Source organism: Arboricoccus pini (assembly GCF_900187945.1).
GTDB classification, from domain to species: Bacteria; Pseudomonadota; Alphaproteobacteria; order Geminicoccales; family Geminicoccaceae; genus Arboricoccus; species Arboricoccus pini.
Window position 1 is genome coordinate 55511 of record NZ_FYEH01000002.1, and the last position, 14323, is coordinate 69833.

The following is a 14323-nucleotide window of genomic DNA, read 5'->3' on the forward strand; positions in this document are numbered from 1 at the left end:
ACCGGCCTAAGCCTTTGCCCATGGCAGCGGCAAAGGCAGGATCCTGGCTTCGCGCGATCGAAGCTGGGTCTGACCATCCAGATAATCGAGACGAAGCAGCGCCAGCGCGCGGTCGCCGGCGACACTGCGAATCTCCCCAGCTTCCCGATGATCCGCCATGATCAGTTCACCAGCGGCGGGGGGCTGCCCGTCGATCGCGACGGGGACCAGCCGCTTTTTGACAAGGCCGCGATATTTGGTGCGGGCTGTTAGTTCCTGGCCGATATAGCAGCCTTTATCGAATGCGACGCCGTGCAACTCCTCGAAATTGCTCTCGAGCAGGATAGACTGGTTCGGGAGCAGATCCACGCCACCCTCGGGCACGCCGAGCTCGATCCGGTGTCGTTCATAAGCACTCAAGGTCACGTTGTGTGCGCCGTATTGATAGGCTAGGGCGGAGACAGCCTGGAACGGGCCCATGACTCGCACACCCATCTCAGCGCGCCGGGGGTCGACAATGAGGCGCAGTTCACCAAGCTTTCGCACCGTTCCGGGCTCGGCGGGGATATCGAAAACCGCAAAAACATCCTGACCGAAGAGTGCTAGAATGCTCGGAGGGGATTGGACCCTGGTAATCTCGACGGCCGTCCGCAGACGATAGAGCGTCAGCCTTCGCTGGAGGTCGTCCAACGTGTCCTCGCGTGATTCCAGAAGAACACCCGCATGGTCATCATAGAGGAAGAAATCGAACAGATACTTGCCCTGCGGCGTAAGAAGAGCCGCGTATAGCGCCTGGCTTGCGCTAAGCCGCGACGTGTCATTGCTGATCAACGCTTGCAAGAAGGACTTCGCGACGTCGCCTCTGATATCAAGGAAGCCTCGATGGGGAAGAATTAATGCATTCAACTCGGGCACGGACATGACCTCGGAAGCGGGCAACGGACTGGGATATAACGAAGTGGTGAGGGCACGACACGGCTGCAAGCCGCTTGGCGATGGACGTGCATTCTCTAAATTAGAACATGGCATGAGGCTTGCGCTTGCGGCGCAGAGGCTTTCGGCCCCGACAGAAAGTGGGGCACTTGCCTTCATGCCGGCACGATTATGGTTTAACTCGGAATGACAGCGCTTGAACCAGACTTCAGGCGGCGGCCCGGCGACGGCTCGCCGCCAAACCATGCCGCTGGAAGGGTCCTGGTCTTGCGCCAGGGGCAATCAAAGGAACTGACTTGCGACTCGTAGTTGTTTCTAACCGCGTCACTCAGGTTAGCAAGACGCGGCCGGCCGCCGGCGGTCTGGCGGTTGGGGTCCATGCGGCACTGGCGGAGCATGGTGGCATCTGGTTTGGCTGGAGCGGCGACGTCGCGGAAGAACCGAAACTGAAGCGCCACCGACAGGGTGATGTCACCTATGTGCTGACCGATCTGACCAGCGAGGAAAAGGCTGGATTTTATAGTGGCTTTTCCAACCGCACTCTCTGGCCGCTCTTCCACTACAGGCTCGATCTCGCAAGCTTCAGCCACGAATGGTATCAGGTCTATCGGCGGGTCAATCAGCGATTTGCGCGCGAACTTGCGCCCCAGCTGCAGCCTGACGATATCATCTGGATCCAGGACTATCACCTTATTCCGATGGCGACGGAGTTGCGCCGGCTAGGCGTTACGAACCGCATAGGCTTTTTCCTGCACATTCCCTATCCGGCAGCACAGATCATGGTCGTCCTGCCATGGCACCGCCAACTGGCCGCCGATTTTTGTGCCTATGACGTAGTCGGCTTTCAAACGCCGACCGATCTCCAGCAGTTCAAGGACTATGTCGCCAGAGAACTGAGCGGCGACGTTGACGCCGCGACGACGATCAGGGCGCTCGGCCGGCGGTTGCAGGCCATCGCCTGTCCGATCGGCATCGACGTCGACGAGATGCAGGCCCTGGCCGCTGCCGTCGAGGCCAGGAGCCATGTGGAGCGGATGCGCTCGGCGCTTCGACGTAGCGCGCTCGTCGTCGGTGTCGATCGGCTGGACTACAGCAAGGGCATTCCCGAACGGCTGCGCGCCTTCGAGACGCTCCTGCGCGACTATCCCGAGCATCACGGCCAAGTCAGTTTCCTGCAAATCTCGGCACCGTCGCGCGAGGAGGTGCCGGAATATGTGCTCCTGCGCAACGAAGTCGAGCAGTTGGCGGGCAGGATCACCGGGCAGTATGGCGAGCCCGACTGGCTGCCGCTTCGCTACATTAATCGCACGCATCCGCGCCGGGCGCTGGCTGGCTATTTCCGTTACGCACGCGTGGGCTTCGTCACGCCGCTGCGGGATGGCCTCAATCTTGTGGCACAGGAATATGTTGCCGCACAGATCGAGGACAATCCGGGGGTACTCGTGCTTTCCCGCTTTGCTGGTGCTTCGGCGGCTCTGGAGGCAGCGGGGGCGCTGATCGTCAACCCGTACGATGTGCACGATACGGCGGGCGCCCTCAATCGTGCGCTGGTCATGTCGGCCGATGAACGCCGGGATCGCCATCGCGGCGTGCTCGCAACCATCCGGCACAATGACATCACTGCCTGGCGAAAGCGCTTTCTAAGCTACCTCGATTCGGGACCTATCGACGGGGGCGGCTGATTCGCCGGTTGAAATGATTGAAAAAAGACCTTCCCACCAAAGAAGAAACGGGTTGGACGAGGATCACCCGGATAGTTAAAGCTCGGGCACTAGACGAGGCGGCGTGACGTCGTCGATCTTCGGCGGAAGCGGTGAATACGTCTGTCTCGCCGGTTCCTTCAGCTGGTAGGGCCAGCAAGCGCTTCGACGGCAACCGAGGGGCCGTCGATCCGATCAGTCTATCGATCCAACCCGGTGAATTCTAAGCTTCCTTGGCCTGCCTGGCCGAGGATAAACAACGATCTTGCGGATGATCGGCGGCTTCGAACGGCAGAGCAGCGGGAAGATCCTGCTGCCTCATGGCGAACAATGGAGAAAGCGCCTTGACGGTCTCGAATCGCATGGTGGTCAGGGCAGGGGCAGATCCAACAGATCAATATGGCTCGCGAACTTTACGATCGGCCAGCTACACGTCTGGCCGCCGAAATCGCAGTCCACGCCAAGATCATCGCGGATCGCTTTTGACAAACCCGAGGGGACGGTTGCTATTGTCCGTCCGGAACGGCTCAGCTCGGTCGCGGTGATGCCTCGCGCACTCGGCGAATCTGCGTGATCGAAGCCTGCAGCTTTCCAACCGCCGCTCACTCTATGAAGTTGAGCTTCGGGCACTCATCAAAAGCGGCAAATTCGCATTATGCATAAGTATCGTTATGACAAACTATACTTATGCTTTCGGGCTTAATGTGCCAGAACCTGGCCGAGAAACGCCCGGGTCCGCTCGCTCTTGGGGTTCTTGAAAAACTCCGCTGGGGGCGCCTGCTCGACGATCTCGCCCCGATCCATGAAGATGACGCTATCGGCCACCTGGCGGGCAAATCCCATCTCGTGCGTGACGCACATCATCGTCATGCCCTCGCGCGCCAGTTCCACCATGACGTCCAGCACCTCTTTCACCATCTCAGGGTCGAGTGCCGAGGTCGGCTCATCGAAGAGCATCACCTTGGGGCGCATACAGAGCGCACGGGCGATGGCGACACGCTGCTGCTGGCCGCCAGAAAGCTGTCCGGGAAATTTGTTCGCCTGCTCAGGAATGCGGACGCGTTTGAGATAGGTCATCGCCATCTCTTCCGCTTCCTTCTTGGGCATCTTACGCACCCAGATCGGCGCCAACGTGCAATTCTGCAGAACCGTCAAATGCGGAAACAGGTTGAACTGCTGGAAGACCATGCCGACCTCGCGGCGCACCGCCTCGATGTTGCGCACATCTTCGGTCAAGGGCGTGCCATCAACGGTGATCCGGCCTTTTTGATGTTCCTCCAGCCGATTGATGCAGCGGATCATGGTCGATTTGCCGGAGCCGGACGGTCCGCAAATGACAAAGCGCTCGCCGCGCTTGACCGTCAGATTGACATCGCGAAGGACGTGAAACTGACCGTACCATTTATTGACGCCTTCAAGCGTGACCATTGGCGTGGCCGACGGTGCTGGCGTCGAGTCCTTCTTGTGAAATGCAACAGCGGCCATGGATTTTGCTCCAACACAGGGAGTTTATGGGTCAACGCCGACGGTGGCCAGTCTCGAGCGTCCGCTCCAGATATTGGCTGTATTTCGACATCGAGAAGCAAAAAGCCCAGTAAATCAGCATGATAAAGAGAAATGCCTCGACGAAGAACGGTCGCCAGACCGGATCCCCCATCGCCTGTCGCATGGACAACAGGAGATCCGAGAGGCTGACGATTGCTACGAGTGATGTGTCCTTGAAGAGACTGATCAGCGAACCGACGATCGGCGGGATCGATATCTTCAAGGCCTGTGGCAGAACGATGAGCAGTTGCGTCTTCCAATAGCCGAGTGCCAGGGCGTCGGCTGCCTCACTCTGGCCCTTGGGAAGCGCCTGCAAGCCTCCGCGGATGGTTTCCGCTAGATAGGCAGCCTGGAAGAGAATGATTGCGATCTGCGCACGTAGCACGGCGTCAATCGTCGTGCCGGCGGGCATGAAGAGCGGCAGGAGAAACGATCCCATGAAGAGCAGCGAGATGAGCGGTACGCCACGAATGAGTTCGATATAGACGACCGAAACGACCTTGATCAAAGGCAGACTGGAGCGCCGTCCAAGAGCCAGAAGGATGGCCAATGGAAAGGCCACGACCATGCCGAAGAAAGCCAGCATCATCGTGAGCGGCAAGCCACCCCAGAGCCCGGTCGGCACCGAGGTTAGGCCAAAGCCGCCGCCCATCAGCCAGAGAAAGACGAGCATCCCGAGGATCCAGACGACGATCAGCCGAGCGCTCCAGAAGCGCCGATCGCAACTGACCAGGACGGTACCCATGAGAACCAGCATGGCCAGGGTCGGTCGCCAATGCTCGTCGAAAGGATAGCGGCCAAAGATGATCAGCCGCCATTTGTCACCGATCACAGCCCAGCATGCACCCTCGCCGCTCGCGGCGCGGCAGGCATCGGCCCCAGCCCCTGGCCAGACGGCTTTGATAAGTGCCCATTCGACGAGGCTCGGCACGAACCAGATGATCAGGCCGCAGATCACGAGCGTCAAAATGCTGCTAAAAATACTACCGAACAGATTCTTGCGAACCCAGACGAAGGCGCCGGATGAACCTCTCGGTGGGGCCTCGGGCGTTGTGGTCAGGTGGTCCACTTGCTGCATCGATCAGCGCTCCACCAGCGCGACGCGCTTGTTGTACCAGTTCATAAACAAGGAAATCGCCAGGCTGATAACCAGGTAGATCCCCATCATTATCGAGATGCACTCGATCGCCTGCCCGGTCTGGTTCAACGTGGTGTTCGTAACCGAAAGCAGATCGGGGTACCCGATGGCCACCGCGAGCGAGCTGTTCTTTGTCAGATTGAGATATTGGCTGGTCGTTGGCGGCACGATGATGCGCAAAGCCTGTGGCAGAACGACGAGCCGCATCTGCTGGCCACGCCGGAGGCCGAGCGCCGATGAGGCTTCGCTCTGCCCCCATGGGACGCCGAGAATGCCCGATCGGACGTTCTCAGCGATGAATGAGCCTGTATAGATGCTGAGCCCGACCAGGAGGGCCAGGAACTCCGGTGTGATACTCGTGCCGCCCTGGTAGTTGAACCGCGTGAAGGTAGGCACGTCGAAATGCAGGGGCGCGCCTAGAACCAGATAGGCCACTAGGGTAGGCAAGACGATTAAGCCGATGATCGGCAGCAGCAGTTTTGGCTCGCGCCCCGTTGCCGCCTGGCGTCGGCGGGCCCAGCGATAATAGAAATAGGCTGCGATCATCGAGATCAGAAAGATGATGACGAGCGGCGTCTGACCGGGATCGTAGATCAAAGCCGGCATCTGCAGCCCCATCTTGCTCAGGGCGAATCCTGGTACCGGCACCAACGCGTCGCGCGGGTTCGGCAAAAGCTGGCTGATGATAGCGTACCAGAAGAAGAGTTGGAGCAGCAGCGGAATGTTGCGGACGATCTCGATATAGACCATCGCGACCTTGGCAAGGAGCCAGTTCGACGAGAGCCGGGCAATGCCCATCAGGACACCGATGGCACTGGCGATGATGATGCCGAGAATCGAGACTTTCAGGGTGTTGAGGAAGCCAACGACAATGGCGCGACCATACGAGTCTGAAGGCGCGAACGGGATCACGTGCTCGCCGATATTAAAGCCTGCCTGCTGGGCCAGAAAGTCATAGCCCGTCCGGATCTGCCGTATCGCCAGATTAGTGATCGTGTTGTTGACAAGAAAGGCGATCAACGCCGCCAGAAGGCCGACGACGACAATCTGATAGATGATCCCCCTTACGCGGGGATTGCGCCATGCGGCACCCAGGCCGCCGGTCCGTTGTGCTGAAAGCCCCGCAGTCGCCATGAAAGCCCTCCCCCAGTCATCGGTCTTGAGCGGCAAAGATCGACGCCGCTACTTCTGCAAGGGCCGCGGATGGCAGGCATCCGCGGGTCGGTCACCTAGCGGACGGGTATGCCGTACATAAGGCCACCGGCATTCCAAAGAGCGTTTTGTCCGCGCGGCAGCTTCAAAGGCGTACTCGGGCCGACGTTCCGATCGTACATCTCGCCGTAATTGCCGACCTGTTTGACGATGTTGTAGGCCCAGGCATTATCGATGCCCAATTGCTTGCCCATGTCACCCTGAACGCCCAGGAGACGCTGTACGGTCGGGCTCTGGCTCGAAGCTTTCTGCTCGTCCACATTTTTCGAGGTGATGCCCGCTTCCTCGGCCTCGAGCTGGGCATAGAGGGACCATTTGACGATCGTGAACCATTCGTCGTCGCCACGGCGCACGGCTGGCCCCAAAGGTTCCTTCGAGATCGTCTCCGGCAGGATCGTGTAGTCGCCAGGGTTGCTCAGATCGTTCGCCAGCGAGGCCGCGAGACCGGACTTGTCGGTCGTGTAGACCTGACAGCGCCCTTGCTCGAACGCCTGGAGCAGCTGGTCCAGCGCCTCGATGACGACGGTTTGGAGCTTCATGTTATGCGTGCGGAAATAGTCCGCTAGATTGAGCTCCGTCGTCGTCCCGGGCTGGACGCAAACCGTGGCGCCATCGAGTTCGAGCGCGCTCTTCACGCCGAGACTGTTAGGTACCAGGAAGCCCTGCCCGTCGTAGAAATTCACGCCGGCGAACTCGAGGCCTTGGCTGGCGTCACGCGTCAGCGTCCAGGTCGTATTGCGGTAGAGGATGTCGACCTCGCCCGATTGCAGAGCGGTGAAACGCTGCTGAGCGTTGAGCGGCACAAATTGGACCTTGGTGGCATCCCCGAGTACGGCCGCAGCCACGACGCGACAACCGTCAGCGTCGATTCCCGTCCATTTGCCCTGGCTATCGGGCAGCGAAAAGCCGGCCAGGCCGGTATTGACGCCGCATTTGACGGCTCCGCGACTCTTGACGGCGTCGAGGGTCGGACCAGCACTCGCGAGATGCGTTCCCCCCAGTACGAAAGCCACGGCCCCGGCAAGGGCGAGACACTTCAAACGCATGGAACCTCCAAAGTTGGCGACCCTTCCTCGAAAGAGGCAGGGTCGATTCCGGCCACACTCGCGGATTGTCGTACCCGCAGTCATGCACGCGGCAGCCCTGATTGCCAATCGTTTACACAACGCTCGTCCGGTGCACAATTTCCCAGCAGGTAATCACGTTGGCTGGATGGACCCGGGCCTCATCGTGTATGCCCACAGCGTCGAACCGAGCGATGAGGATGTGATCATCTTGAAGAAGCGGACTTTGACGTCTTACAGCGATGCGACCGCCGTTACCGTTCTGGGACGGGACCCCGATGCCCATTTCGGAATCGTCAATCCACCGGTCTATCGAGCTTCGACCATCCTCTACCCGACCGTCGATGCACTTCGTCGGCACGAGACACGCGGCAATGTCCAGTATGGCCGTTATGGCACGCCGACCAATTTCGCGCTCGAAGAGGCGCTCACTGCTCTAGAGGAGGGTTATAGCTCCATTGCGGTGGGATCAGGCAAGACCGCGATCACTGCCACCCTTTTGGCCTTGCTCGAACCGGGTGATCATCTGCTCGTAACGGATAGCGTCTACGGCCCGACGCGCGGTTTCGCCGATGGCATGCTCACGAAATTCGGGATCGCGATCGAGTATTTCGATCCACTCATCGGTGCCGATATCGAAGCCAGGATCCGGCCGAACACCAAAGCGATTTTTCTCGAGAGCCCCGGATCATGGACGTTCGAAATTCAGGACGTGCCAGCGATCGTCTCGGTTGCGAAACGGCATGGGGTTGTCACGCTTATCGATAATACTTGGGCCTCGCCACTATTCTTCAAGCCCTTGGCCTTGGGCGTGGATATCAGCATTCACGCTGCGACCAAGTATATCGGAGGTCACTCGGATCTGATGATGGGAACCATCACGATGACCGAGGCCATGGATCATCGTCTTCGCAAGTCCATCTGGGAGACTACGACGGCTTCCTCGCCGGACGACTGCGCTTTGGCCTTGCGTGGATTGCGGACGCTGGACGTCCGTCTCAAACAACATCAGCAATCGGCAATCGATGTGGCGCATTGGCTGGCGACACAACCGGAAGTGGCAGAAGTCATTCATCCGGCCCTCCCCAATCATCCGGGACACGCAGTTTGGCGCCGCGACTTCAAGGGCTCGAGCGGTCTTTTCGGCTTCATCTTGAAGTCGTCGTCGGCAGCTGCGCTGGCCGCCATGCTCGACGAACTCGAATTTTTCGGCATGGGCTATAGCTGGGGCGGGTATGAGAGCCTCTTGATCCCGGTCGAGCCTGCGGCGATCCGCTCCGCAGTCCCCTGGACGCGATCCGGGCAGGCGATGCGGATGCATGTAGGGCTCGAGAGCCCGACCGACCTCATCCGCGATCTCGAGGCCGGTTTCGCGCGCTTCAGACGGGCCCTGTCCGACTAGCGGCGACTAGATACTCGATATTGCCGGCGGGCCCGCGCACCGGACTCTCGACTAAGCCAGTGGCATGCCAGCCGGGCTGGGCGTCGAGCCAGTGGCGAACGCCGTCGCAGATGCGGGTCCGGATCGTCGCATCGCGCACGACACCGCCCTGCCCCACCTCCCGCGCGGCCGCCTCGAATTGCGGTTTGATCAAGGCAACGAGCCGGGCTTCCGCCGATGCCAGCGCCATGGCGGCCGGCAGGACAGTCGCCAGGCGGATGAAGCTTGCATCGCAGACGATCAGATCGATGGGCTCTGGGATAATAGTCGCGTCGAGAAAGCGCGCATTTTGACCTTCGCGGAGCTGGACCCGAGGATCATTGCGCAACTGCCAGTCGAGCAGGCCCTTGCCCACATCGACGGCATAGACTCGCTTGGCACCATGGCGGAGCAGCACATGTGTAAAACCTCCAGTTGAGGCTCCGACATCGAGGGCGATGAGGCCCATCGGATCAATATGGAACGCCTCGATGGCCGCCTTGAGCTTCCCGGCCCCGCGGCTCACCCAACCCTCGCCGCGCCCGCGGATCTCGAGGGGAATGTCCGCGCGCACGAGGGTGCCGGCCTTGTCGAGCCGCTTCTCAGAGGAAAATACCTGGCCCGCCATCAGCATGGCTCGCGCCTTGTCGAGATCGTCGGCCAGACCGCGCTCGACCAAAAGGCAATCCAGTCGCTCGCGCGCCACCGCCGTCAAAGTGTCCTGTACATTATGAGGCCATCCACATAGCCCGCGGTTGGATGGAGGAAGGCCCGCGGCAATCGCCCGACCGTCTCCATGCCGAGGCTGCGCCAAAGCGCAATGGCGGCCACATTCGTGGCGACAACGAAATTATATTGGAGTGCCTTGAAGCCCCGCTCGCGGGCACGGGCCAACGCGTGATTGCCCATCTGTCGCGCCAGGCCGCGTCCGGTCGCCGCTGGATGGACGACGAAGCCGCAATTGGCTACGTGCGAGCCGCCGCCTTGCGCATTGGCGCGCAGATAATACGTGCCGACGACCTCGCCGTCGGCGACGATAACGAAGACCTCGTGTTCTGGCCTCAACCAGTAAGCGAGCGCACCCTTGCGATCCAAGTCAGGCGACAGAAGATAGGTTGAGCCGTCCCTGATCATGGGCTCGAGGATGGACCATAGGGCGTTGTCGTCGGCCGGTGTCGAAACAGGGCGAATCTGCAAAGTTGATCTCGTCGTTTTAAACGGCAGCCAGTCGTCTGGTGCCGGACTCACGGCCAATGACCGCCTTCACGAGCTTGACGATATGGGAGGCCGTCAAGCCGGCCTCCTCATATTGCCGCGCCGGCGTATCGTGGTCGATAAAGTGATCGGGCAACACCATGCTGCGGAGACGCGTGTGGCCATCGTCGAGCAGACCGGCATTGACCATGAATTGCTGCACTTGGCTGCCGAAGCCTCCGACAGCACCTTCCTCGATGGTGACGATGAGGCCATGGCGACGGGCCAGGTCACGGATGAGATCCTCGTCTAGAGGCTTTGCAAACCGGGCATCGGCGACGGAGACCGTAATACCTTGCCGCCCAAGATCCTCAGCCGCAATCAGCGACTCCGAGAGGCGCGGGCCGAAGCTCAGTAGTGCCACCTGCTCGCCATGTCGCAAGATCCTGCCCTTGCCTATGGCAAGAGGCGTGCCGCGCTCCGGCAGATCAACGCCGGCCCCGTCGCCGCGCGGATAGCGTACCGCGCTCGGTCGATCGTCGATCGTCGCTGCCGTCGCCACCATGTGCATGAGTTCCGCCTCGTCCGCCGCCGCCATGACGACGAAACCAGGCAGGCTGCACAGATAGCCGATGTCGAAGCTTCCGGCATGGGTGGCGCCGTCGGCGCCGACGAGGCCGGCGCGGTCGATGGCGAATCGGACCGGCAGACTCTGGATCGCCACGTCGTGTACGATCTGATCGTAGGCACGCTGCAGGAAGGTCGAGTAGATCGCACAAAAAGGGCGAAATCCCTCGCAGGCGAGCCCGGCCGCGAAGGTAACCGCATGCTGCTCGGCGATCCCACAGTCGAAGACACGCTGCGGAAAGAGCTCCGCCATCTTGTCGACGCCTGTGCCTGAAGGCATTGCCGCGGTTATTGCGACAATCTTGTCATCCGCCTTTGCTTCGGCGACCAAGGCACGGGCAAAGACAGAAGTATATGACGGCGCGTTAGATGCCGCTTTTTGCTGCTTGCCGGTCGCGATCTCGAAGCGGCTGACACCATGGTATTTGTCAAGCGCCGCTTCTGCCGGCGGATACCCCTTGCCTTTTTGCGTAACCAGATGGATCAGCACGGGCCCCTTCGCGCGACCATCGCGGACATTTTCGAGCACCGGTATCAGATGATCGAGATTATGCCCGTCGAGCGGACCTATATAATAAAAGCCCAGTTCTTCGAATAATGTGCCACCCGTCGCCATGCCACGCGCATATTCCTCGGCGCGGGCCGCCATGTTTTGCAGGCGGCTGGGGAAACGCTTGGCCAATTGTTTCGCCACATGGCGAAAGCCCCGATAGGTATGGCTCGAAACGACGCGCGATAGATAAGAACTCATCGCTCCCGTCGGCGGGGCGATCGACATATCGTTATCGTTCAGGATGACGATCATCCGGGCCTGCATGGCCCCGGCATTGTTCATCGCCTCATAAGCCATGCCGGCGCTCATGGCGCCATCGCCGATCACTGCCACGACATTGCGCGGGTGTTGCTCCAGCCTCGCTGCCGTCGCCATGCCGAGGCCCGCCGAGATCGAGGTCGAGCTGTGAGCAGCGCCAAACGGATCGTAGGGGCTTTCGCTACGACGCGTGAAGCCCGAAAGGCCGCCTCCCTGCCGCAATGTGCGGATCCGGTCGCGCCGGCCGGTCAGAATCTTATGGGGATAGGCCTGATGTCCCACATCCCAGATAAGCCGATCGTTCGGCGTGTCGAAGACATAGTGGAGAGCCACGGACAACTCGACCACTCCGAGACCGGCGCCGAGATGCCCGCCCGTTACAGAGACAGCATCGATGGTCTCACGCCGAAGTTCCTCCGCCACCTGTGGCAGCTGATCCACGCTGAGCGCCCGAAGATCAGCAGGACGATTAATCATATCGAGCAGCGGTGTGTCACTCATGTAATTCTTTCGCGCGTCTGCGGAGCATTTCGTCGCGGCTCGTAAAGGCGTCTCGTGGTGATCTCTCAAAAATCGCTCATGAACTGCGATCTATAACGAAATCAAACAGCTGGCCCAAGAGGTTGGTTTCCAGTTTGGCTCGGCTGAGCGCACTCCACCCTTGCTGCCGCAGCTCGATCAACCTCGCTCGCGCAGCGGGAGCCCCCAGCAGGGTAACGAAGGTCTTGCGGCCGAGTGCCGCATCCCGGCCCGCCATTTTGCCCGTCTCGCCGACCTCGAGATCGAGCAGGTCGTCGCGAATCTGAAAGGCTAGGCCCAGGGCATCCGCATAAACGGTAAGGGCTCGAAGTGCCGCGGCGTCCAGCCCGGCCAAGCGGGCACCCGCTTCCAGGGAAAAGCCGATCAGTGCGCCTGTTTTCAGGCGCTGAAGCTGTACCAGCTCTTCTTCGCTTAGGAGACGCTCGCTGCTGCTCTCCAGATCGAGCATCTGGCCACCGCACATGCCAGCAGCACCAGCTGCCCGGCCGAGGCCGACGACGAGCTCCAGGCGAAGCGGGGCAGCCGCCGGCCAGTCCGCCCTGGCCAAGACCTCCATCGCCAGCGCGTTCAAGGCATCGCCCGCCAAAATGGCGGTAGCCTCACCGAACTGTCGGTGGACTGACGGCTTCCCGCGCCGAAGCTCGGCATCGTCCATGGCCGGCAGATCGTCGTGAACGAGACTATAGCAATGAACGAGCTCAATCGCAGCACCGACCCGCGTAATGGACGCACGATCGACGTGGCCCAGAGCAGCGCCAGCGTGTACGAGAATGGGTCGGAAACGCTTGCCTGCTTCGAGGCACGCATAGCGCATAGCTTCCAGCAGCCTCGGAGGAACGGTATCGGTAGGACTAAGGAGTCGATCAAGCTCGCGCTCGATGTCGGCCGCCACCCGGGCCATAATATCCTTCAAGATCGGGCCGCTCACGCCGGATCCAGCGGTTGCAGGCGGGCATTGCCAGCCGCATCGAAGCTGAGCTTCTCGACGCGCAACTCCGCCTCCTTAAGTTTCGTTGTGCAATGTTGGCGCAGTTCGGTCCCGCGCTCATAGGCCTTGATGGCCGCATCGAGATCGAGCTGACCGCGCTCCAGTTTTTGGACGATCAACTCGAGCTCGGCCAGTGCTTCCTCGAAGCTCATGGAGGCGACGGCGGCATCTGTGGTCGGGCGAGCGGGATCCGATTTCAGCGATTCGGCAAGCGACTTAGCCATTGGCTTCTCCGGGCATCAGGCAATTTTAGGTGAGCCCCTCGAGATGCGCCACGACCGAGCGGGCGAGCGCGTCAATATCGTAGCCACCCTCAAGCGTCGAGACGATCCGCCCCCCGGCATGCGTCAAGGCCAACTTGCGCAGCTCGCTGGTGATCCAGGCGAAATCGTCTTCCTCCAGCATGAGGTCGGCAAGCGGGTCCGCGACATGCGCATCGAAACCCGCGGAGATCAAAAGAAGCTCGGGCGCGAAGCGATCGATCGCCGGCAGCAGGGAGCCTTCCACGACGGCACGAAAGCCTGCTCCGCCGGTACCGGCCGGCAAAGGGAGATTGAGGATGGTGCCGTGCGCACCCTTCTCGGCCGCGCGGCCCGAGTGAGGAAAGAGCGAAGTCTGATGGATGGATGCGTAGAAGACGCGCGGCTCATTCCAGAACGTCGCCTGTGTGCCATTACCATGGTGGACGTCGAAATCGACGATGGCCACACGTTGGAAATCGCCGCTCGCTAGCGCATGAGCCGCAGCAATCGCAATCTGGTTGTAGAGACAAAAGCCCATGGCGCGGGCGGGCTCCGCGTGGTGGCCGGGCGGCCTTGTCGCGCAGAAGACGATGTTCGTTTCGCCGGTTCGGAGCGCCTCGACGGCGGCGCAACACGCTCCCGCCGCATGAATGGCGGCGGTCAGCGAGCCGGGTGAAACGATCGTATCGCCATCGACGGCGCTGAGGCCTTCTGCCGGCATCAGCTTTGCCAGGCGCTCTTGAAATTCAGGAGGATGGACGCGGCCGATCTGTTCGCTCGTCGCCGCGGGAGCCTCTCGCCTTTGCCAGTCGGGCCCTGCTGACTCCTCTAGCGCCGCCAGAACGGCTTCGAGGCGGCCTGGACACTCCGGATGACCAGGTCCGGTCTGGTGGCCGAGACCGGAGCGATGGGTGAGCAGCAGCATCGATC

The 14323-nt window shown here is 60.8% G+C and carries 13 protein-coding genes; 2 read left to right on the forward strand and 11 right to left on the reverse strand.

Annotated elements, in window-relative coordinates; all coding sequences use genetic code 11:
• Positions 1–6 precede the first annotated feature (6 nt).
• Positions 7–819: a CAF17-like 4Fe-4S cluster assembly/insertion protein YgfZ gene (ygfZ, locus tag CFB17_RS03060; RefSeq protein ID WP_243389699.1), complete on the reverse strand. Its 813-nt coding sequence runs from the start codon at positions 817–819 to the stop codon at positions 7–9.
• A 389-nt stretch (positions 820–1208) separates the two neighbouring features.
• Between ygfZ and CFB17_RS03065 the strand changes: the two genes are divergently transcribed.
• A complete protein-coding gene (locus CFB17_RS03065) occupies positions 1209–2594 on the forward strand; it encodes an alpha,alpha-trehalose-phosphate synthase (UDP-forming) (protein WP_088559942.1) in 1386 nt (461 codons plus the stop codon).
• A gap of 717 nt (positions 2595–3311) precedes the next feature.
• Here CFB17_RS03065 and CFB17_RS03070 read toward each other — a convergent pair.
• The 4 genes from CFB17_RS03070 to CFB17_RS03085 form a co-directional block, all read right to left on the reverse strand.
• On the reverse strand, positions 3312–4097 hold the full coding sequence (locus CFB17_RS03070) for an amino acid ABC transporter ATP-binding protein (protein WP_279311696.1): 786 nt from the start codon (positions 4095–4097) through the stop codon (positions 3312–3314).
• A gap of 31 nt (positions 4098–4128) precedes the next feature.
• Positions 4129–5235: an amino acid ABC transporter permease gene (locus CFB17_RS03075; protein WP_088559943.1), complete on the reverse strand. Its 1107-nt coding sequence runs from the start codon at positions 5233–5235 to the stop codon at positions 4129–4131.
• A gap of 3 nt (positions 5236–5238) precedes the next feature.
• Positions 5239–6429: an amino acid ABC transporter permease gene (locus CFB17_RS03080; RefSeq protein ID WP_088559944.1), complete on the reverse strand. Its 1191-nt coding sequence runs from the start codon at positions 6427–6429 to the stop codon at positions 5239–5241.
• 95 nt (positions 6430–6524) lie between these two features.
• Positions 6525–7553: an amino acid ABC transporter substrate-binding protein gene (locus CFB17_RS03085; protein WP_088559945.1), complete on the reverse strand. Its 1029-nt coding sequence runs from the start codon at positions 7551–7553 to the stop codon at positions 6525–6527.
• A gap of 229 nt (positions 7554–7782) precedes the next feature.
• Between CFB17_RS03085 and metC the strand changes: the two genes are divergently transcribed.
• Complete coding sequence (metC, locus tag CFB17_RS03090) at positions 7783–8973, forward strand: cystathionine beta-lyase (RefSeq protein WP_243389700.1); 1191 nt, start codon at positions 7783–7785, stop codon at positions 8971–8973.
• On the opposite strand, the gene CFB17_RS03095 is transcribed toward metC, so the two are convergent.
• The 6 genes from CFB17_RS03095 to CFB17_RS03120 form a co-directional block, all read right to left on the reverse strand.
• The gene (locus CFB17_RS03095; protein WP_088560222.1) at positions 8951–9697 is read right to left on the reverse strand and encodes a TlyA family RNA methyltransferase; all 747 of its coding nucleotides are present in this window, start codon (positions 9695–9697) and stop codon (positions 8951–8953) included. The two genes, metC and CFB17_RS03095, sit on opposite strands and share 23 nt — an antisense overlap.
• A 5-nt stretch (positions 9698–9702) precedes the next feature.
• The gene (locus tag CFB17_RS03100) at positions 9703–10188 is read right to left on the reverse strand and encodes a GNAT family N-acetyltransferase (protein ID WP_088559947.1); all 486 of its coding nucleotides are present in this window, start codon (positions 10186–10188) and stop codon (positions 9703–9705) included.
• A 16-nt stretch (positions 10189–10204) separates the two neighbouring features.
• Positions 10205–12124: a 1-deoxy-D-xylulose-5-phosphate synthase gene (dxs, locus tag CFB17_RS03105; RefSeq protein WP_088559948.1), complete on the reverse strand. Its 1920-nt coding sequence runs from the start codon at positions 12122–12124 to the stop codon at positions 10205–10207.
• 76 nt (positions 12125–12200) lie between these two features.
• Entirely contained in the window at positions 12201–13091 is an 891-nt protein-coding gene (locus CFB17_RS03110; RefSeq protein ID WP_243389701.1) for a polyprenyl synthetase family protein, read from the reverse strand.
• Positions 13088–13375: an exodeoxyribonuclease VII small subunit gene (locus tag CFB17_RS03115; RefSeq protein ID WP_088559950.1), complete on the reverse strand. Its 288-nt coding sequence runs from the start codon at positions 13373–13375 to the stop codon at positions 13088–13090. Before CFB17_RS03115 ends, CFB17_RS03110 begins: the two co-directional genes overlap by 4 nt.
• A gap of 25 nt (positions 13376–13400) precedes the next feature.
• Positions 13401–14318, reverse strand: coding sequence for a histone deacetylase family protein (locus CFB17_RS03120; protein ID WP_088559951.1), 918 nt, complete (start codon positions 14316–14318; stop codon positions 13401–13403).
• Between the last annotated feature and the right edge of the window lie 5 nt (positions 14319–14323).

Bases quoted from the DNA above. Each gene is read 5' to 3' on its own strand.
- CFB17_RS03115 (WP_088559950.1), bottom strand. From the start codon at position 13,375: ATGGCTAAGTCGCTTGCCGAATCGCTGAAATCGGATCCCGCTCGCCCG.
- CFB17_RS03120 (WP_088559951.1), bottom strand. From the start codon at position 14,318: ATGCTGCTGCTCACCCATCGCTCCGGTCTCGGCCACCAGACCGGACCT.
- CFB17_RS03070 (WP_279311696.1), bottom strand. From the start codon at position 4,097: ATGGCCGCTGTTGCATTTCACAAGAAGGACTCGACGCCAGCACCGTCG.
- CFB17_RS03085 (WP_088559945.1), bottom strand. From the start codon at position 7,553: ATGCGTTTGAAGTGTCTCGCCCTTGCCGGGGCCGTGGCTTTCGTACTG.
- CFB17_RS03075 (WP_088559943.1), bottom strand. From the start codon at position 5,235: ATGCAGCAAGTGGACCACCTGACCACAACGCCCGAGGCCCCACCGAGA.
- dxs (WP_088559948.1), bottom strand. From the start codon at position 12,124: ATGAGTGACACACCGCTGCTCGATATGATTAATCGTCCTGCTGATCTT.
- CFB17_RS03080 (WP_088559944.1), bottom strand. From the start codon at position 6,429: ATGGCGACTGCGGGGCTTTCAGCACAACGGACCGGCGGCCTGGGTGCC.